This window comes from Mucilaginibacter sp. (genome assembly GCF_028288225.1).
Classification (GTDB): Bacteria; Bacteroidota; Bacteroidia; order Sphingobacteriales; family Sphingobacteriaceae; genus Mucilaginibacter.
Window position 1 is genome coordinate 18,397 of sequence record NZ_JAQBOC010000001.1, and the last position, 20,720, is coordinate 39,116.

Annotated in this window: 13 protein-coding genes; 11 read left to right on the plus strand and 2 right to left on the minus strand. The window is 39.5% G+C overall.

The genetic code is table 11. The features are described 5' to 3' along the window. Window positions 1–27 precede the first annotated feature (27 nt). The 7 genes from JWQ54_RS00095 to JWQ54_RS00125 all read left to right on the plus strand — a co-directional run bounded on the left by JWQ54_RS00095 (window position 28) and on the right by JWQ54_RS00125 (window position 9,805). Window positions 28–1,563 carry a BatA domain-containing protein gene (locus tag JWQ54_RS00095; protein WP_299578610.1) on the plus strand — a complete coding sequence of 512 codons (1,536 nt, stop codon included), beginning with the start codon at window positions 28–30 and terminating at the stop codon, window positions 1,561–1,563. Further along, window positions 1,556–3,682 (plus strand): DUF4175 family protein, encoded by a 2,127-nt coding sequence (locus JWQ54_RS00100; protein ID WP_299578612.1) that lies wholly within the window; start codon window positions 1,556–1,558, stop codon window positions 3,680–3,682. The genes JWQ54_RS00095 and JWQ54_RS00100 overlap by 8 nt, the downstream gene beginning before the upstream one ends. 7 nt (window positions 3,683–3,689) lie before the next feature. Further along, on the plus strand, window positions 3,690–5,483 hold the full coding sequence (locus JWQ54_RS00105) for a hypothetical protein (protein WP_299578614.1): 1,794 nt from the start codon (window positions 3,690–3,692) through the stop codon (window positions 5,481–5,483). 45 nt (window positions 5,484–5,528) lie between these two features. After that, the gene (locus JWQ54_RS00110; protein ID WP_299578616.1) at window positions 5,529–7,166 is read left to right on the plus strand and encodes a TldD/PmbA family protein; all 1,638 of its coding nucleotides are present in this window, start codon (window positions 5,529–5,531) and stop codon (window positions 7,164–7,166) included. A 7-nt stretch (window positions 7,167–7,173) separates the two neighbouring features. Then, a complete protein-coding gene (locus JWQ54_RS00115) occupies window positions 7,174–8,505 on the plus strand; it encodes a TldD/PmbA family protein (RefSeq protein WP_299578618.1) in 1,332 nt (443 codons plus the stop codon). A gap of 771 nt (window positions 8,506–9,276) precedes the next feature. Next, on the plus strand, window positions 9,277–9,483 hold the full coding sequence (locus JWQ54_RS00120) for a hypothetical protein (protein WP_299578620.1): 207 nt from the start codon (window positions 9,277–9,279) through the stop codon (window positions 9,481–9,483). After that, on the plus strand, window positions 9,473–9,805 hold the full coding sequence (locus tag JWQ54_RS00125) for a type II toxin-antitoxin system RelE/ParE family toxin (protein ID WP_299578622.1): 333 nt from the start codon (window positions 9,473–9,475) through the stop codon (window positions 9,803–9,805). Before JWQ54_RS00120 ends, JWQ54_RS00125 begins: the two co-directional genes overlap by 11 nt. Before the next feature lie 253 nt (window positions 9,806–10,058). On the opposite strand, the gene JWQ54_RS00130 is transcribed toward JWQ54_RS00125, so the two are convergent. Further along, window positions 10,059–10,355, minus strand: coding sequence for a CHC2 zinc finger domain-containing protein (locus JWQ54_RS00130; protein WP_299578624.1), 297 nt, complete (start codon window positions 10,353–10,355; stop codon window positions 10,059–10,061). Between the two features lie 308 nt (window positions 10,356–10,663). Between JWQ54_RS00130 and JWQ54_RS00135 the strand changes: the two genes are divergently transcribed. The 3 genes from JWQ54_RS00135 (at window position 10,664) to JWQ54_RS00145 (ending at window position 15,908) form a co-directional block, all read left to right on the plus strand. Further along, window positions 10,664–13,045: a hypothetical protein gene (locus tag JWQ54_RS00135; protein ID WP_299578626.1), complete on the plus strand. Its 2,382-nt coding sequence runs from the start codon at window positions 10,664–10,666 to the stop codon at window positions 13,043–13,045. A 9-nt stretch (window positions 13,046–13,054) separates the two neighbouring features. Then, a complete protein-coding gene (locus JWQ54_RS00140) occupies window positions 13,055–14,854 on the plus strand; it encodes a hypothetical protein (protein ID WP_299578628.1) in 1,800 nt (599 codons plus the stop codon). Between the two features lie 460 nt (window positions 14,855–15,314). After that, entirely contained in the window at window positions 15,315–15,908 is a 594-nt protein-coding gene (locus tag JWQ54_RS00145; RefSeq protein WP_299578630.1) for a dihydrofolate reductase family protein, read from the plus strand. Between the two features lie 224 nt (window positions 15,909–16,132). Here JWQ54_RS00145 and JWQ54_RS00150 read toward each other — a convergent pair whose 3' ends face one another. Further along, window positions 16,133–17,851: an RICIN domain-containing protein gene (locus tag JWQ54_RS00150; RefSeq protein WP_299578632.1), complete on the minus strand. Its 1,719-nt coding sequence runs from the start codon at window positions 17,849–17,851 to the stop codon at window positions 16,133–16,135. 103 nt (window positions 17,852–17,954) lie between these two features. Between JWQ54_RS00150 and JWQ54_RS00155 the strand changes: the two genes are divergently transcribed. Next, the gene (locus tag JWQ54_RS00155) at window positions 17,955–20,612 is read left to right on the plus strand and encodes a glycoside hydrolase family 2 TIM barrel-domain containing protein (RefSeq protein WP_299578634.1); all 2,658 of its coding nucleotides are present in this window, start codon (window positions 17,955–17,957) and stop codon (window positions 20,610–20,612) included. The last annotated feature ends 108 nt before the right edge of the window (window positions 20,613–20,720 follow it).

The following is a 20,720-nucleotide window of genomic DNA, read 5'->3' on the forward strand; positions in this document are numbered from 1 at the left end:
TAAAACGATATTTATATTTAGTAAAAATTGCTCCAGTTTTTAAATCCCATATGGTTGTTTGCTGCCTCAGCGGTTATTATCCCGGTGGCTATTCACTTGTGGTATATCCGGCCAGGCAAAACTTTAAAAGTTGGAAGCGTATCTCTTATCAAAACTGCGTCGCGTAAAAGCAGCCGTAGTTTTAAATTGCTCGACATTCCGCTTTTTATAACCCGGTGTTTATTACTTGTGTTAATCGCGTTATTGCTCTCCATACCGGTATGGCAAAAAAAACTGAACGTAAGCAAGGCAAAGGGCTGGTTGCTGATTCCGAAAGAAAGGCTTGAAGAATGTTATAAAAAATTTAAACCACGAATAGATTCATTAACTGCTGTCGGATATGAATTCCATTACTTTAATAAAGATTTTACAAAGGCTGACCTGAAACAGACTATTTTACATCTTAAAGATTCAATACCGGGAGCAACTAATGAATCTGATATTAATTACTGGACGCGTATCCGCCAGCTTGATTCAAAAGTCCCTTCTACCCTGCCGGTATATCTTATCACGCCAAATCAGGCAGTTTATTTTGCTGGCGCAAAACCGCAGGTCGCTTTAAAACTCGACTGGCAAACCTATATCCCCGATGACTCAATAAGCACATGGATAGAAAACGCATGGTTTAATAACAATAATAGCATTAAAGTTTTGCGGGGTGACAGCAAGCCTTCGGGAACAACTTATACCCCTGTAACCGTACAATCTGACATTACTTCTAATTCTCCTTTTACAATAAGCACGAGCAACGGTCAGCCGGCCATCAGCATAAAAAACAGTGATGATCCGCCCGTAAGCATCGATACAACAACCGTACATGTTGCTATTTATACTGATAATAACGCAATCGATGCCGGCTACCTGAAAGCAGCGTTGGATGCAGCCGGCATTTTTATCCAGCATAAAACGGTTATAAAACAATACAACGATCCCGGTGCTATTCCGGCAGGTCAGAGCTGGCTTTTTTGGCTGTCGGAAAAAGCGGTTAGCGAACGGGTATTATACCAATGCCGTAACGTATTATGTTATGAAAAAGGCAGGATAATAAATTCAGATTCATGGCTAAATAATAATAGCCGTTATGCATTAAATACAGAGCAGGATCAAAAAATAGACCTATTTAAATTAATTGCAGGCCCTGATTCAGTTTCCGGTACGCTATGGCGTGATGGTTTCGGCCACCCGGTTTTAAGCTTGCAAAAACAAGCGCAAAATAACATCTACCATTTTTACAACCGCTTTAATCCTGCCTGGAATGACCTGGTATGGAGCAGTGCATTTCCATCCTGGATCCTTGAGCTTATTACCGGCGAAACAACAAAAACACCTGCTCGTGGGAAGGACAAACGCGTTCTTAATCAGCAGCAGCTATTACCGGCTAAAACGGGCGAAAACCACATAATTACCGCGAAAACCATGGATAATATTAATATTACTAACTATTTATGGCTGGCGCTTGTACTATTATTCCTGGCAGAAAGGTGGCTTGCCCATCGCTCTCCTAATTTAACTGACAATGGCTGAGCAAGACGGATTAAATAAAATAAAAAAATTGCGGCATACCTGGATCAGTTACCAGTTACTGGGCGATGTCTTGTTAGCTATGGCAATTGCAATTATTTCGGGTAGCCTGTTATATTATTTTGCGAAATGGCCGGGCTGGTGTATCCCAGTTGTTTTTATTTTAGTATCCGCCCTTCTTATTGGCATTCGCCGCCCCTGGCAAATTCTTCCTGGCAAAATATGTAATTTTTTAAATCTGTCATACCCGGAGTTAGAAGAGAGCAGCAATTTAATTATCAAGCCAGCGAACAGTCTTAATTTATTGGAGCAGTTACAACTCAAAAAAGTAGAACTTGCCTTAGAACATATTCCCAATCAGCCCACGGCCTTTACAAAACGGGCAAAAAGTGCTGTTTTACTGGTGATACTGGCATTTATACTAAGCTTCGCCATCTCAAAAATCAATGATAACTCACGCCAAGCAAGAAAATCGTTAAATGAGGCACTAAAATCTAATTCCGAAAACTCCCCTCCTGAAAAGATTCTTGCTCAAATCGAATTCGTAAATGTTAAAATCACACCTCCCGCTTACACAGGCATATTAAGCCACACGCAGGACAAGTTTGTAATTAATTGCGAAGAAGGATCGGAAGTTAATTGGATGATACATACAAATGTGGCGGTTAAGCAGGCTTTTTTATTATTCAACGGAAAAAATAAAATAAATTTAACGGGGCTCACCAATGATAAAACCCGGTGGAAAACTAAAAAAATCATTAATCAAACAGGCTTTTACCAGGTCAGCATCGATGGTAAGTTATCTGACTTTTACCAAATACAGGTTTTAAAAGACGGTCCGCCCGTAATTCATATTAAATCTCCCAAACAGTATACCCACATTGATACCGGCGAAGCACTGAAAGTCAATTTAAATGCAACTGTAAATGACGATTACGGCGTTTCTGATGCGCTGATCTATGCCACCGTTGCCAAGGGAAGCGGCGAAGCTGTAAAGTTTAAGGAATACAAAATGAGCTTCAACGCTTCGTTCCAACAGCATAACCGGCAATATGATCTGCAAAAGTCATTTGATTTGCCAGCCTTGAATATGGAACCTGGCGATGAACTCTACTTTTATATTGAAGCCCGGGATAACCGCATGCAAAAAAGCAAGACCGATGTTTATATCGTGTCGATACAGGATACCGCTCAATTGCTAAGTATGGATGGCCTGGTAACCGGCTCGAACATTAAACCAGAATATTTCAGAAGTGAACGCCAAATTATTTTAGATACCGAGAGACTGTTGAAGGAACGCGACAGCATTAGCCAGGATGCTTTTAAAACCCGTTGTAATGATTTGGGTACCGATCAAAAGTTGCTGCGCCTCCGATATGGTAAATTTTTAGGCGAAGAAGATGAAAGTGGAAAAGAAGGCAGTGATGAATTAAACAAGGTAGAAAACTTCAGTAATGCCCAGATGATAATGGACGCTTATACCGACAAACATGACAATGCCGAAGATGCTACTTTTTTAGAGCCTGCTATAAAACAACAGCTCAAAGCCACCCTTACTGAAATGTGGAAAGCCGAATTACAATTGCGGATGTATAAGCCCAATGAAGCATTGCCTTTTGAATACAAGGCATTACGCCTGTTAAAAGATCTGCAGCAAAAATCGCGCTCATATGTTGCTAAAACAGGATATAACCCGCCTCCTATTAAAATTGAAAAACGTCTGAGCGGCGATCTTAGCAAAATAAGTCAGCCCGTAATCCAGAAGGATATAAAAGCTTCGGCAGATCGTTTTGAAACCTTAAAAAAGACCATCGCTGTATTGGAACAATTAAAATACGGGTCTGTATTAAACAGCGCTGATATTACAACCCTGCAATTGACTAAACAACAGTTGAGCGTCAAAGCGTCAGCCGAGCCCGGTAATTATTTACCAGCCATAAGTGCCCTGCAGCGTATAATCTCAACCACAAAAAAAATTAACGTCGCCGATATTTCAGTTATCGAAAAAGCAATACAAAAAACTTTACCTGCGGCAAGCACGCTGCCTTCAATATCACAAACCAATGCAGATCTGGGGCTATCGCAGCAGTATTACAAAAATTTAAATCATCTTAACCGGTAATTAAACTATGGCCTGGAAGTTAACGGTTGTTATTATTTGTGTTTTATTGTCCATCGTTACGGTTTGGCTCGAGTACCGGCGAAGTAACCGCAGCCGATTAGTATGGCGCATAACCTTTTTGCTGTTGGCTATAGTTTCACTGGCTTGTTTAACTCTGCCTGTTACCTACCAAAGTAAAAACGATGTTCCCGAATGGGAGGACGCTATATTACTGACGCCTGGTTTTAATATTGACAGTTTGAGCAGCACAGGGCGAAAACTGATCTTTACTACAGACAAAGCCGTTTTAAAAACATACCCAAAAGCTGTTTTTTTAAATACCATACAAAATCTTAACACCTTATATCCTGCTGTTAAACGATTACTTATATTGGGATATGGGCTTGATAATGACGATGAACTGCAGCATCTCAACAATATTCCGGTGACCTTTCATGCCCCGCCGGTTCCCAACGGCATAGTAGCAATAAACTGGCAAAAGCAGTTAAAAAGCGGTGAGTTATTGCAGGTACAAGGTAAGTTTAACAATACTTCAACCCAGCCGATAAAACTGATATTTAAAGGCCTTAATACTCCGTTAGACTCGGTTAATATACTCGCAGGAAAAATTACGGACTTTGAGTTAACTACTGTTCCAAAAACTTTGGGAAATGTAGCTTATAATCTTTTGGCTTTAGCGGGTAAGGATACAATAGAAAATGAAAATGTGCCTGTGATTATCGAATATCCCCAACAAGCTAAAGTTTTAATACTAACCTCGTCACCTGATTTTGAAACCAGGTTCTTAAAAAACTGGCTTGGCCAAAATGGCTATGCCGTCGCTACCAGGGAAACGATCAGCAAGGGCAAGGTAACCGAGGACTTTGTTAACATAGAAAAACAGTCATTGGAACACTTGTCGGCCGCCCTGCTAAATAAATTTGACCTGGTAATAGGCGATTTATCAACTCTCAAAACATTAAACAGCTCAGAAAATTTAACGCTCAGACAACAGATCAGTCAAAATGGATTAGGTATAATCATCAGGTCGGATAGTCTAAGCAAGGACGCGTCGTGGTTGCAAAACAATTTCAGGGTAAACACCTATGCTTCGAAAATACAATTGACGGTTCCGCTAATAATTCAGAATCAAAGATCTAAAACCGCGCCGCTTAATATCGATCCTACCTATATCATAGGTAATAATAACCTGCAAAATTTAGTTTTTGATTTGCAAAATCATATTTTAGTAAGCTCTGCTATAAACGGAACAGGTAAATTGATATTTACCACTTTACCCAATACTTATACCTGGCAGCTCAACGGTAATACCAGGGATTATGCCGCGCTATGGTCAACCCTTATCAATAAAGCGGCGCGCAGGCTTCCTTCTGAGCAAAATTTTGCAGCAACCTCTGTTATTCCGTCTGTTGAAATGCCGGTACAGCTACAAGTTCAAAGCGGTTTATTGCCTACACAGTTATCAGTAAATAATATATCTCTAGCACCAACTCAAAATTCTGTCATTCCATATAAATGGAAGTTTGACTATTGGCCGCAAAGTTTCGGCTGGCAGCGCACTATTTTAAACAGCAAAATATCCTATTTATGGTATTACTACCAAAAAAATGAATGGGAACTTTTAAAAAATTTAGTAAAATCAGAAAAAACACGAAAATATTTAGAGAAAAGTGCTAAATATTTATCTGTAACAAAACAAATACAAAATTTCGCAATAGTTAATGTGCCTAAAATGTATTTTTATTCAATTTTGATAGCAGCATGCGCATTTCTATGGATTGAACGCAAACTATACGCTTAAAAATTATAATTATTTTAACTGTTTACCAAACAAGGAGGATTTAATTTGAAACGCAGAAATTTTATTTATTTATCAGGTATTGGAGCAGGTGCCTTAATGCTGCCCGAACTCTCGGTCTTTGGCAACCCCATTGAGCAGCAGCAGGCGTTAGAACCTGTAGACCCCCGGATTAAAAAGGAGCTTGCCGATGTAGCCCTAAACACTGCCAAATCCAAAGGAGCATCGTATGCCGATATTCGCATTGGCAGGTACTTTACCCAGGCTATTGTTACCCGCGAAAATCGCGTTCAGAATGTTGGTGCCTCCGAATCATATGGCGTAGGTGTACGGGTAATAGTTAACGGTTGCTGGGGGTTTGCAGCAACAAACAACGTTACCAAAGAAGGAGTGGCTAAAACCACCGAAAATGCTGTTGCAGTTGCAAAAGCAAACTCCAAAATCGGCGGTAAACCGGTAGAGCTGGCTCCTCAAAAAGGTTATGGCGAGGTTAGCTGGAAAACACCGATTGAAAAAAATGCATTCGAAGTTCCTGTTAAAGAAAAAGTTGAACTGCTGTTAGCGGTAAATGGGGCAGCGATGGCCGGAGGGGCTAACTTTGTTAATTCGCGAATGCTGGCAATTAATGAACAAAAATATTTTGCATCTACTGATGGTTCCTATATCGATCAGGACATTCACCGGCTTTACCCAAGTTTTGATGTCACTAAAATTGACGAGACCTTAGGCGGCTTTGAGTCGCGGGCGTCATTGAGTTCGCCGGTGGGTATGGGGTATGAGTACCTTACCCCTTCCGAATCTGAAAAAGTGCATGGCATTGTTACCAGGTATAAAAACCGGTACGACATGCTGGAGGATGTTAAAAATGCTACAAAAAACGTTCACGAGAAAATAGCCGCCAAATCTGTTGAACCCGGTAAGTACGATATGGTACTCGATCCGTCACATTTGTGGTTAACTATCCACGAGTCTGTGGCCCACCCTACCGAGCTGGACCGTGTGCTGGGGTACGAAGCTAATTATGCCGGTACAAGTTTCCTGTCGATAGACAAACTAAAATCGGGCAACTTTCATTTTGGAAGTAAAAACGTAAATATTGTTGGTGATAAGCTGCAAACAGGCTCGTTAGGCGCTGTAGGGTATGATGATGAAGGCGTAAAGTGCGGTAAATGGGATATAATAAAAGATGGTGTATTGGTTAATTTCCAAGCTATCCGCGACCAGGCAAAAATGATCGGATTAAATGCTTCGCAAGGCTGTTGCTATGCACAATCGTGGGATGATGTTCAATTTCAGCGTATGCCGAATGTTTCCCTGCAACCGGGCAAAACCCCGCTCAGCGTAGACGACATGATTAAAGGCGTTGAAAAAGGCGTTTATATCATAGGCAACGGGTCATTCTCTATCGACCAGCAGCGCTACAATTTCCAGTTTGGCGGCCAGCTGTTCTATGAAATTAAAGAAGGTAAAATTGTAGGCATGTTGAACGATGTGGCTTACCAGGCTAACACCCAGGAATTCTGGAATTCATGTGTAGCTGTTTGCGATGAAAGCGATTACCGTTTAGGAGGAGCTTTTAATGATGGCAAAGGCCAGCCAAGCCAGTCGAATGCGGTATCGCATGGTACTTCAACCGCAAGGTTTAACGGAGTAAATGTAATTAACACTAAAAGAAGAATCGGATAAATAGCATATGTCAATACTTAGCAAAGAAGAAGCACAAACTTTATTAAAGAAAGTGCTTAGTTACTCAAAAGCCGATGAATGCGAAATAGGCTTAACTGGTCGCGAAGGCGGCAACATTCGTTACGCATTGAATGCAGTATCAACAGCCGGCGATATTAGTACGCTTACGTTATCCGTAAGTTCAACTTTCGGTAAAAAAACGGGTACGGCCACCATCAATGAATTTGATGACGCAGCTTTAGAACGTGTGGTGCGCCGAGCGGAAGAACTGGCGCAACTGGCACCTGAAAGCAAGGAATATATGCCGCTGTTAGGCCCGCAAACCTTCGCCGAATCAATTGAATACAATGCAAATACGGCTGCCATGACTCCAGAAAGCAGGGCCGAGCTGGTAGCTAAAAGCCTGGATGTAACAAAACAAGCCAACTTAATTGCGGCGGGCTTTCTAGAGAACGCTAATGGTTTTAGCGCCCTTATGAACTCAAAAGGTTTATTTGCCTACAATAAGGCGTCGAACGTTATTTTTTCAATTACAACAAGGAACCAGGCAGGCACAGGTTCTGGTTACGCTGCCCGTGGTTTTACTGATGTTAAAAACCTCGACACCTATTCTGCTACCAAAGTGGCGGCAATGAAGGCTAATAGTTCTGCTAATGCAAAAGCCATTGAACCGGGTAAATATACGGTGATCCTGGAACCCGTTGCAGCAACTTATATGATGGAAAGTATGTTTCGCTTTGATGCGCGGATGGCAGAAGAAGGGCGCAGCTTTTTAAGCAAAAAGGGCGGCGGTACCCGGCTGGGCGAAAAATTAGTGGATGATAAGGTGACAATCTATTCAGATCCGTTTAATACCGACCTGCCCGGCTCAACCTGGGACAGGGATGGCCTGCCGCTCGAAAAAACCTACTGGATCCAAAACGGTGTGGTTAAAAATTTAAGCTACTCGCGTTACTGGGCTGAAAAGAAAGGGGTAAAACCTGTTCCCGGCCCAAGCAATATAATTATGGAAGGCGGTGATTCTTCTTTAGAAGAGATGATCAAAAATACGGAACGCGGTATATTGGTATCACGCTTGTGGTACATCCGCATGGTTGATCCCCAATCATTGCTATTAACAGGATTAACCCGCGATGGTACTTATTATATTGAAAATGGCAAGATCAAATTCCCGGTTAAAAATTTCAGGTTTAATGAGAGCCCGGTAATTATGCTTAATAATGTCGAAGCCCTTGGCAAACCCGAAAGAAGTATAAGTGTGGAAAGCTACCGCAGCTATATGATACCACCAATGAAACTCCGTGACTTCACGTTTTCATCACTATCAGATGCTGTATAATCAGGATATTGAGGCTGTTTCATAAATATGGAATAGCCTCTTTTTCTTTATTCGGGTAGGTGGCAGAGAACGTTTTTGTATATGCGATTCTCAGCGCCTCGATTTTACTTATGAGACTGCCTCAACAGTTGAACTATGCGGGTTTTGAACTTCAAACCAACGAACGATTGCCAGTGTTGTTTTCTTAACAGATTTTTGAAATAAGGTCAATGATAAACTTACTCTTGTAGCCATGACTGATCATATCTTCCATTAATTGAAAAGACTTTATTTCAATCTTTAAAAGTATTTCAGCATTTGTTAAAAACATCAAAGTCGATGTTTCTGCACATTAAACACCAGTCTTACTAAGTTCGGCAGTAATTTCCTTGTTTATCCGTTTGATGGATTTCAAAACCACGAGGTCTTTACTTGTCATTTACAATTAAACATCTCAGTTGTACCTTCACTTTCACGAGACAAATAATATTTTCGTTGTATCGTCCGACTTTCCACTAAATTTTTGTTTGAACAATTTTAGGTTTTTAAAAAAGCAAAAACGACCAATTTAAGAAATCTTTAAAATTTTAATTTCGCCCTTTTTACCGTGTAATTTAATACCATAATAGCTTGTTTATCAGATATTTTCGAACATATCTAAAAATGTTAAGAATGGTATAAGGGGTTCGATTGTAATCCCTCCGGCTCCACTGATTAAAATAAAACCCCGTTTCTTAAATGCAAACGGGGTTTTATTTTTATATGGTAGGAGATATTTTGTATTTTTGTTATATGAAATTTGTATTGGAAGTTAAAGAAAGCAAGGCAGCTGCTCTTTTGACGTTGCTAAATGATTTACCATACGTAAAGACAAAACCGCTTACCCCCTATAAGGCCAAAGTGCTTGAGGATGTTAAGGAGGCTGTGGATGAATTGAACCTTGTATTAGCCGGAAAAATAGAGGCCCGTGATGCGGACGAACTGCTAAATGAACTATAGGGTAAAGTTTATTGCAAAGTTTGAAAAAGAACTGAAGCGCCTTGCGAAAAAACATTCGTCACTCAAGTCGGATTTTTCGTTGTTTTTGGCGTCTATTAAAGAAAACCCAACTCAGGGTACTTCACTTGGCAATGATTGTTATAAAATCCGTTTGGCAATTACAAGTAAAGGAAAAGGCAAATCCGGCGGTGCGCGGGTTATTACTTGTTTCAAAATAGTGCATGGTACAGTTTACCTTCTCACTATATTTGATAAAAGCGACCAGGAAAACATATCCGACAAAGAATTGAAAGAACTTCTAAAGTTTGTTGCGAATAGTTAACGTTAAAGCCTGAGAATCGAAAAACGAAAATAACCTGACCGGCCTTCCCCTTCCCTACAATTAAACAGAAGCTAATAAGCCTATAGAAAGCTTACCTTATGCCATGTTTGGACGAGGGTTCGAATCCCTCCGGCTCTACTGAAAAGCCCTCAGATTAGTTTCTGAGGGCTTTTTTTTTTGAGCGTGGACGCTCAAAATTATTTGCAGTCAAAGAGGACGCTTGGCCGGGCGGGTAAAGGCCTGATAAGTGCTGTTAAACTTCCTCCGGCACTTCTAAGTCCAACCTTTTCGCTAAAAAACGAACCGCATCAGGGAAAGACAGCTTTTCTATCTCTATTACAAATTTAATAGCGTTGCCACCCTTATTGCAATTGAAACATTTCCAGATCTGCTTATCAGGCGAAACTGTAAAGGAAGGTTTACTGCCGCCGTCAAAAGGACATTCTCCTGCCAAGCCTTGTCCTCTTTCTATCAGGTCAATGTAGCGGCCTATCAATTCGGCAATATCGGTCTCTTGTAAAACTGTATCGATAAATGCTTTTGGTATCATAGATATAAAGGATGATCATTATTAAAACTTAACAGTCAAATTACGCTATGTTATCCCAAAGTCCAAATTTTTTTGACAAAGTACACGCGGGGCAGTACGCCTTTGCACTTTTGGCCTGCGCGGCATACGCTAAATGGGAGGGGGAATTAACCAAAAAGAGAATACGAAACTTCTCTGGAGAGAAAAATACTTACATTAATAGATATCTTACCCATATCTCACATAATTGTTTTTTTTATTCGCAATAAAAGTCGTTAATTACTAAACATTTCAAACTAACCAATCTAAACTAAATCAAATAAATCCTTATGCAAAAAGCTATTGCGGTAGAAGATATCCCTTTTTTCGGACAAAACAGAGGGCTGGTTTCGCCATTATTTATTTATGAGGATGGAGACTGGCGTAAAGTCACAAATCCCTATACAGATTTCCCCAACAATGGAAAAATATTTGTTCTGGCAAACTATTCTTTCATAGAACAACAATATCAGAAAAAGCCATTTATTATAGAGTTTTCCGCAACTGAACGTGATGCCGATACTGATAGTAGCAGTAAATTTATCGCGCAAGGAACAAATACCGATTTACCTTTACTAGAACTTTGTCGCATATATAATAAAGAAAAAATCAAGTATAACGCAGAAGGTTTAATAACATTACTCATAAAAGAAGTCCCCAATAATTCAGTTTTTATACGCCATGAAAATGAATTGTTAGGGCCATTTAAGACGCATGAATACGATGAAGGGGATGATGGATATTTCACCGTTTTTTTAAAAAGTGTAACAGAGATCGGCGATGGAATTATCTATAAAATCAAACTAGAGGATACTGAAAATCAGCTATTTGAATTTGAAGGAAATAGTTATGTTCTAAATGCCTCCTCATTAATAGATAACGCGCCGTCAAAAGAGGAAATTTGGTATATAAGTAAAAAAGAAATTCTCTCGTGGGCAAAAATACAGTTTGGTAAAAATATAGATTCTTCGTTGTTGGATTTTTTGAAAGCCTTTGTTAACGTAAATGAAAATGACATAAGAATCCAAAAATTAAAAGAATTATCGACCGATGTAATACAATGGTTACCGATTCGAGATAAAATAATATACGACTTTTTTGCGAACACTGATAGCGGCAAAAGCGTTATTGAAACTTTTTTGGCAGGAAATAGGAATAAAATTTTATCAGATAACGAAATTCAAACTGAAGCTATTAACATAGTTTCAGAAAAAACAGTCGAAAATTATTTAGATAGTAAACTCGCTCAATTAAATGACGAACAGCGATCATTTATAGAAGGCTTGTTAGACCAGCCAGAAAACCTAGTAACTTACGTTACGATATCTAATCTCGTTAGAGAAGAAATAAAACTCGAGACAAGAATAGAGTCGAAGCAAACTCAGCTAGATGGCATTTCTGAACAAGTTACTAATAAGTATAACGAATTAGAACAATTTGAAAATGCCTATAGAAGTTTAAAAGTAGAACTACAAAGTGAATCTACCATTAAAAAAAATCTTTTAAATATCAAGACGTATACTGATATATTAAATGGAATTGATTTGTCCTCTGAAGATTTGAATTCAGATTCAAAGAAAATCTTACCTGTGGTACTACCATACTATGAAAAACTACCAAACTTGAAAGATTATATTCAAGACATTGTTAATAAACTGGAAAATCGTGGTCGTAAAATTAGTTTCAATGATGTTTTTAACTATTTGATATTAATTCAACAAAACTTTTTAACGGTCTTTGCTGGTTACCCTGGCACTGGCAAAACTTCGTTAATTCGCGAACTATCTCAACTAAGTGGGATTGATCCTTTTTTCTCACCAATTTCTGTGGCAAGAGGTTGGACATCCATCAAAGATTTCATTGGCTATTGGAACCCCTTAACTCAGCGGTTTCAAGCTGCTAATAATAGTCTATACAAAAATCTTCAAGATCACAATTTGGAAACATATTCAAATTATCCTTTTTGGACAATGTTAGACGAAGCAAACTTGAGCCCAATGGAACATTATTGGTCAGATTTTATGATGTTGAGTGATTTGCAAGACAACGAAAGGTTTTTATCTGTAAGAGACACAAATTCGCAAAATGCCAAAAATTTACCTTTAGGCAAAGGATTCAGATTTTTGACAACGATAAATTTCGATCACACTACAGAGGTATTATCCCCCCGTTTGAAAGATAGAGCCGCGATTGTAATGATCGACATTCCTGAATTCAAAAATATTGATCTTGAAAACCATGCAAGAGTACTTCCAACCAACGTGCTTAGCTACCAACAAGCAAAGGATCTTTTTGACGGAAAAACAGCTATTAGACTTACCCAAGACGAAAGCAGCCGACTAGAAGATATAATAGACATACTGAAAGACAATGCAACCGACAGGGGTATGCCAATCATTATTAGTCCTCGAAAAATAAAAGCAATTACAAAGTATTGCGAGACTGCCCGCGACATAATGGGAAAAGAAGGGGGAGAATCACCATTTACCGCTTTAGATTTTGCCGTTTGCCAATTTATTCTTCCTGTCGTTGAAGGAAGGTCTGAACCATTTAAAAAAAGGCTTGAATCATTGAGCAAGGCGTTGACTCTATTACCAAAGTCCACCGAACGTTTACGAAAGATGATTGAATTTGGGCAAGTAAACAACCATAATTATAGATTCTTTTGTTAAGTAGAATGTATGTTTTCAGAAAGCAACATTATTCAAGCTAACTATAAGTTACATTCAAGTGTTCTTGAAACATCTATCAATAGACTTAGCATTACAAGCGAAGACCATCGAATAGATGAAAATGATTTTATTGGGTTTTTATTTAAAAGCTCTTCGGCGATAGATATTGAATTTTTTAAATTAATTCTTGGAGAATTCGAGTTTGACATAATTTATTTAGGAGAGACTGATGGACTTTTTTACTACACTGCGTCATTTGAAGATGTCTATCCCGAAGAATCCAACTTCTGGCATACTATATCATCCCCTTATCAAATCAAGCTAGGCAAAATAATATTAAATAACATTGGGGTTTTACGGATTAGTTTATTAAATGTTCAAACTAATAATTATCAAAAAATAGGATCGGTAGAGGTAACAAGTGATAAGCTGAACAATGACGATGTAAATGATTTATTTGATTACCTATTAGGCAAAAACGTAAGTTACTGGAATCCATTCGCTTTGACAGTACATCAAAATGAAAACAAACCATTAAGATTATCTTTCTTTTTATTGGTTGCCCAACTTGAAAAGGATATTAACAATATCAGCCTTCTTCTTCCAGAATTCCTCACAAATCCAATTTCCACTTTAAATCCGACATATATAAATGAAGTATTTGACGAAAGAAAAATAATGGATGATTATTCAATTCAATGGCTATTCAGTAATTTGGATGTCCTCGAAAAAACTAATCTCATTTCGACAAACACTGTGAAAATCAAAAACAGTGTCTACAACATTAAAAGAATGCTCACAAAAGACTTTTATAACGAAGTCGATATTTATGAAAATCAAATCATTGCCGGATTTTTCATTGATTTAATAGATGTGTTATCCGCTCATTTAAAAAACATACGTTTAAAGGTTGATTTACTCAAAGAAGAAGAAATCACTTTAAACAAATTTTCGATCGTAAAAATTCAAGAAAAGAAATTCTTAGAGCGTCAAGGAAGATTAAGTAAGGAACTTATAAATTCTATTTCTATTATAAAAGGCACTTTTTCAGAATATTTTGCTATAAGTTTTCCTCTAACAGAGGCACCAAAACCAGTCAATAAATTCGAATCAAAAGAACATTATTTAATTGTTCATCAAATAATTATTAGATGGTATGATTATAAGGATTTGTCATGGGGATCCAATGAACTATTTGGTGGCATTAGAACCTTAGATAAATTATATGAGTTATTTTGTTTGTATAAGCTTATTGATGTAATAAAAGCACTTGGATTTAAAGATCCAAAATCAACATTAGATAATTATCATGATTACCTAAACGAAAGTAATCACATAGGAATTTACGATTTTGGAACTTCCAATGATAATTCAAACTCTGTTAGACTGTTTTACGAAAAATTGCCAGACGAATTATGTACGATAATACCAACTGGCACAGGAAGAGAGCTTCGACCCGATTTTATCCTTGAAATTTCTAACAAACATGGCGTACGGTACGTAATCCTTGATGCAAAGTTCAAAAAAATAAAAAATATCAAAAGATATACTTTTCAAGAATTGATTCCTAAATATTTACATGGAATCGGAAAGATTGATGGTTCAAAAATATCTATTTCTGGATTAATACTTCTTTTTCCCGAAGACAAAAGTTTTATAAATAAATGGAAAATAGACTTTCATAAAAGCACATATTCTATAGAAGGGAATAAATCGGTTTCTCCAGTGATTTTGGCAATTGAAGTCCCGCTTGGCAAGCATAGGGACATACGTTTGAGAGAAATATTGAAAAGGCTAATTCTTATTTAAGGTAAGAATGTACAATAGATAAAAGGTTTGGTTTATCAAAATTCACCCTTAAAACTCTTTCCCTAACAGATGGTCTTATACGGCTATAGGTTTACAAAACCATCAACTTCAATCAACCAAAAAACTTAAACACACTGATTATAAACAAATTACAGCAACAAGCCCAAAAAGCACAAATTCTGTAACAATTGATTATCAGCTACTTATATTTTAGTAAAACTCGAATACACTGATAATCAACATGTTTCACCGCGTTCCATCCCGTTCCGCGTGAAAAATGGAACGCTATACCGCGTGTAACCTGCAGTCTGTAATAGGTATTACATCTGCCCAAAAAGCCCAATTTGTCACTCCTCCCCCTCTGATTTGTCACTTATGCCCCGCAGGTATGATAACATTGTTTCAGACATTTGTATTGTAACAAAACCAATTCTTAAGCAACATTTTAAAGAAAATTAATATGAGAAAGATAATCGTTTTAGAATTTATCACCTTAGACGGGGTAATGCAGGCACCCGGCGGACCCGAAGAAGATAAAGCAGGTGCTTTCAACTATGGCGGCTGGTCTGCACCTTATGCCGACGAAGCTTCGGGTAAAATTATGCAAAAACAGATGGCGGCTACAGACATTCTGCTAGGCCGAAAAACATTTGAAATTTTCGCCGCTTATTGGCCTGAACATGCCGGCTATTGGCCAGGCATCAACGAGGTCACAAAATACGTGTTGTCCAACACTATGGAAAAGTCGGACTGGCAAAACTCGGTGTTCCTTACAAGCGTGGCAGATATCGAAAAACTCAAAAATTCCGAAGGTTCCGATATCAAAGTCTGGGGCAGCGGCGAGCTCGTTCAGCTACTGCTAAAACATGATTTGGTAGACGAGATCTGGCTCAAAATTTACCCGGTGCTGCTTGGTAAAGGAAAAAAGTGGTATAGCGACGAAACCATCCCGGCAGCATTTAAATTAACAGAGAGCAGTACGACTCCCAGCGGCGTTATTTTTGCCAATTACACACGGGCCGGAGAGGTAAAGACTGGCACTATGGGTGCTTAAGCCCTTGCTCCACGAAAAAGCCCTTAGATTAGTTTCTAAGGGCCTTTTTGTGGAGCGTGGACGCTCACCATTATTTGCGGTCAAGCGAAAGACGCCGGGCCGGGTGGCATCGGATCGGTACCAGGGCATCGAAAAATTTTTTCCTTAAACTTACGCGCATGTTGAGCTATTCCTAAATAAACAAGCCGGGAGAATTATATCCGGCTTGCTTATTAGGTTAACACTTACAAACCAATAATTGAGTACGGTATACGTACGCCCTTAATCTGGTAATAATTTGGATCCTGGTTGTTGTTGAAACAGGTTGTTGTTGAACAGCTACCGCCAGATCCGTTATAATTTAAACAATAAGTAACCAGCAATTCATTGCGGCCATTTACAAATTCACCATGTACTATAGGGGTATAATATTTGGCCGTGTGCCCATTGTACAAATCATTTATGGTATATACCAACGTTGGTGCTGTAAACGGCCCGAACGGACTTGTCGCTGTTGAAATATAGATCCCGCGGGATGCTGGATCGCAGAAATAACCCAGGTCCATCTGCATCATTACATATTTACCGTTAACATATGAAACCATAACATTTGCCTGTGTTGAAGTTCCGGAGCCAACAGTTATTGCGCCTGATAAAGATGTGGTGTCAGGAGTTGATGCCCAGCTATGTCCTCTCCAGTATGACCATGACGAAGGATTGCTTGCAGGGAACCTCGCCAATGTTATAGCGTTTGCATTAAAGAAGGTGCTTTGTGCGCCATATACATATACGGTATCGCCTGCCGGTTTTTTTATCATACCAACAGAGAAACTCATTTTTGTTTGGCCCGACATGCCGTTTGGCGTTAAGCGGGTAACTGCACCCCATGTTGTGCTGCTGGTGCTTTCGGCTATACTATATAATGCCTGGTTTGCCGGTGTTGAGCCATTTGCCGATTCGTACCCGTTCAATAACACATTGCTGCCTACTTCAACACCCGCGCCCGTCCAGGTATAAGTAGAGTTATGGGCGCCGGGGCTTTTTACTATTTCCAGCAAGTTTATACCGGTGCCTGCATTACTGGTAGTGGTGATGTTAGGCGTTGAGCTTGATGTCCAGTTAGTAATTGATGGCTGCAAAAGCCCCGAATTATGGTATGAAAAAAATTGGCAGGCCAAAAAACCGTTTGCTTTCAACTGGCTGCTGGCATAGGCGTCCTGGGTTATCCAGAGTATTTTACCATTGTTTGCGCCATTTGTAAGCGGAATACTGTTTCCCTGGTCAAAAGCTACAGTTGTATTGGACACGGCACCCCGGTGGAAGAAGTTTACAACCACATCGTCGCGGTAAGCTTCGGCGGTTATACTGCTTAAATTCCAATATTGAGTTGTACTGCTGGCAGCAGTTTCCTCAGTAATTGGCGCACCATTAGCTGTTGAACTGCCATGATCAGTGAGCACCAGCCCGTTTGAGTTTTTAATTACATAGTATGATTGTCCGCTTACCACCTGTATATTCCATATTTGTGAGGGGAAGCCATTGGTGTGGTCAACCCATAACGTAGTGCCTGATGTGCCGTTCGGCGCTTCGAGGAACATACCATTTTCAACATTCATGATTTTAAAAGGTGTGGTACTGGTAATTGTTCCTGTGCCTTGCTGTATAAGGTACCATTTCTGGTTTCCTGCTACACCCTGACCGGAACCGGCGCTGGCATATTGCTGCACGTTGGCAGGGTTGCTTTGCGCATGCATCAAAGTTGAATCGCCACGCACCTCTAAAAGCTTACCGCTAAATACATTGGTGATTTGAAAAGTGGCGTAAGACGCTGGCGGACTGACTGCCCGCGCAATAGTTGACGGACTGACGGCGCCGGGCTGGCTTGCATTAATTTCCTTTTTGCTGCAGCTTATAGCCACAAGCAAGCCCGGTACCAGGATACAGGCAAGTAATTTTTTTTTCATAATTATTGTTATTAGGTTATAATTGTTGAGTAAATCTAAATTAAGTAAATCGTTTTAGCAAATATTTTTTTTTAACTTGCCGCAGTAAATATTACGAGCTTTTATGAAACGAATTTTCAGCCTCTTAACGATCAGTCTATTGTTTTTTCAAAACGTATCGAACGCACAAGCGATAGTATTGAAATGGAAACTGCATCCCCGGGAAGGAAACACATACAGCTTAAAACAACTATCAGCTCCCGGTTTAAATACAAACAGCTGGATTAATGCGGTAGTGCCTGGAACAGTATTTTATGCTTACGTAAAGGCTGGTAAAGAAAGCGACCCTGATTATGCAGAGAATATTTATAAAGTTGATAAAGAAAAATACAACCGTCCATTCTGGTATCGTACAGAATTTTCTACTAAAAACTTTGCACCCGGTAAAAGGATCTGGCTCAACTTTAACGGCATTCATAAACGTGGCGAGATCTATTTAAACGGGAATCACATTGGCACTATTAAAGGTATTGTAGAAAGAGGATTGTATGATGTTACTTCTCTGTTGAATAAAACAAGCGCAAATGTTATTTTAGTGCTGGTTATACCTCCCCGTAACGACCCGGAACACCATCACCCGTTAGCCAACTGGGAAAGCCCTACTTACATCAGCAGCGGCAGCTGGGACTGGATGCCCGCCGTGCCGGGTTTAAACAGCGGTATTACCGATACGGTTAGCATAACTGCAAAAGGGCCTGTATCTGTTACAGATCCCTGGATCCACGCCAGCATACCCGATAAAAACACAGCAGATTTAACCGTTAACGTGCACCTCACTAACACATCACCTTCAACAGTGAGTGGTACGGTTAAATTTACCATTAACCCCGGTAATATTACAGTTACCGGCCCACGGCTCACATTAAATGCCGACAGCAGCCAAACTATAAACTACGATTGGACGCAATTTTCGCAGTTGCATATAAAAAACCCAAAGCTTTGGTGGCCAAACGGCTATGGCGGCAAAGCCGATGGAACGCAAAATTTATATACCTGTACTGTTCGTTTTGATGTTAATGACGTAACGCCGTCTGATGTGGTCACCAAAACATTTGGGATAAGAAAAATCACTGCCGATACTACCTCGCTCAACGGGCCGTTACGCGTTTATGTTAATGATGTGCCGATATTATTAAAAGGCGGCAATTGGGGCATGAGCGATTATATGCTGAAAGCCCGGGGTAAAGATTATGATACCCGCATCAGGTTTCATAAGGAAATGAACTTTAATATCATCAGGAACTGGACCGGTGAGGTCACCGATGAAGCTTTTTATAGTTACTGCGATAAATATGGCATGATGGTTTGGGACGATTTCTGGCTGAATAATTTCGGGCAGATTGATAGCCTGGGGATATTTAAGAGCAACGCAATCGAAAAAGTTAAAAAACTAAGAGACCATCCGTCTGTGATAATATGGTGCGGCGCTAACGAAGGCGTACCGGGTGGTAATCCAAATGGACTGCTGAACAATGTAATTAAAAGCGCTGTTAAGGATAACGACGGGGAGGATAGGTTGTACTTTGCGAGATCAAACGCGGGCGAAACTAATCCAAACTTTTCTATTCATGGCGGCAGCAGGGTTTTATCGGGCAGCGGGCTTTGGAGCAATACCGATCCTAAAACATATTTTACCGATCCGCATAATGGCTATCTGTTCTCTAAAGATTCATACGGTATGCGTAGCGAGCTGGGTACGGCTACCTTTGTGAACATAGAAAGCTTTAAAAAATTTATGCCTGCCGATTACTGGGTGGCTCCAACAACAGAGGCTGTTAACAGCAAAACGAATATGTGGGCCCGCCACTATTTTAGCACAGACGGCGCCCTGGGCGGCGGATCCGACCCGGTTAAATATATCAACACCATAAATAACAGCTATGGTAAGGCTAACTCGTTAGCAGACTTTTGCAAAAAAGCCCAAATGCTAAATGTAGAAACCATGAAAGCCATGTACGAATCCTGGAACGACCACATGTGGAAAGACGCTTCCGGTATGCTGATATGGATGAGCCAATCGGCCTATCCATCCATGATATGGCAAACTTATGATTATTATTATGACCTTACAGGGGCATACTTTGGTGCTAAAACGGCTTGTGAGCCTGTTCATATACAATGGAACCCTGCTACCAATTCTGTTAAAATAATTAACAATAAGCCCTACAACATAACCGGGTTAACTGCCGAGGCATCCGTTTACAATATGGACGGCCAGATTGTAAACGGGTATTCGATCAAAAAACAAATAAATGTTAGTGCCACATCGGCAACGGAGGCTTTTAAAGCATTTGAAAAAAGTGCTGAATTGCCAAAATTATCCCAGGTTCATTTCTTAAAACTAAAACTGTTTGATACTAAGAACAAGTTGTTATCTGAAAACTTTTACTGGATAGGAAATACTTATTTAGACTATGCCGGCTTAAATAAAATGCCCTCTGTTGGTTCAAGTTTATCTGTAAGCAAGCCGGTAATATCTATAGCAAAAAACGGCATTAATAAATTGCTTAAATACGTTATTGTAAATAACTCCAAAATTACAGCTGCTTTTGGTATTAGAGCGCAGTTACTAAATAATGCAGGGGCGCAGTTGCTGCCGGCTTTATATAACGACGGCTATTTTTCTTTAATGCAGGGTGAAATTAAAACGCTTGAAGTGGAAATTGACCCTAATCTGCTGAATGAAGGTTATAAATTACAAGTTAAGGCTTACAATAATTAATTACTGTAAGCGACTCGCTTTAGATCAGTTTATCAGTGATTTTGAAGACCCCCTTATATTAAAGTCGGTTTTCAGGATAATGGATTGTGAGCTGATATGCTGAGATGA

Coding starts and splice junctions, on each gene's coding strand:
- JWQ54_RS00130 (WP_299578624.1), bottom strand. CDS start 10,355: ATGATACCAAAAGCATTTATCGATACAGTTTTACAAGAGACCGATATT.
- JWQ54_RS00120 (WP_299578620.1), top strand. CDS start 9,277: ATGAAATTTGTATTGGAAGTTAAAGAAAGCAAGGCAGCTGCTCTTTTG.
- JWQ54_RS00105 (WP_299578614.1), top strand. CDS start 3,690: ATGGCCTGGAAGTTAACGGTTGTTATTATTTGTGTTTTATTGTCCATC.
- JWQ54_RS00140 (WP_299578628.1), top strand. CDS start 13,055: ATGTTTTCAGAAAGCAACATTATTCAAGCTAACTATAAGTTACATTCA.
- JWQ54_RS00125 (WP_299578622.1), top strand. CDS start 9,473: ATGAACTATAGGGTAAAGTTTATTGCAAAGTTTGAAAAAGAACTGAAG.
- JWQ54_RS00145 (WP_299578630.1), top strand. CDS start 15,315: ATGAGAAAGATAATCGTTTTAGAATTTATCACCTTAGACGGGGTAATG.
- JWQ54_RS00150 (WP_299578632.1), bottom strand. CDS start 17,851: ATGAAAAAAAAATTACTTGCCTGTATCCTGGTACCGGGCTTGCTTGTG.
- JWQ54_RS00115 (WP_299578618.1), top strand. CDS start 7,174: ATGTCAATACTTAGCAAAGAAGAAGCACAAACTTTATTAAAGAAAGTG.
- JWQ54_RS00135 (WP_299578626.1), top strand. CDS start 10,664: ATGCAAAAAGCTATTGCGGTAGAAGATATCCCTTTTTTCGGACAAAAC.
- JWQ54_RS00155 (WP_299578634.1), top strand. CDS start 17,955: ATGAAACGAATTTTCAGCCTCTTAACGATCAGTCTATTGTTTTTTCAA.
- JWQ54_RS00100 (WP_299578612.1), top strand. CDS start 1,556: ATGGCTGAGCAAGACGGATTAAATAAAATAAAAAAATTGCGGCATACC.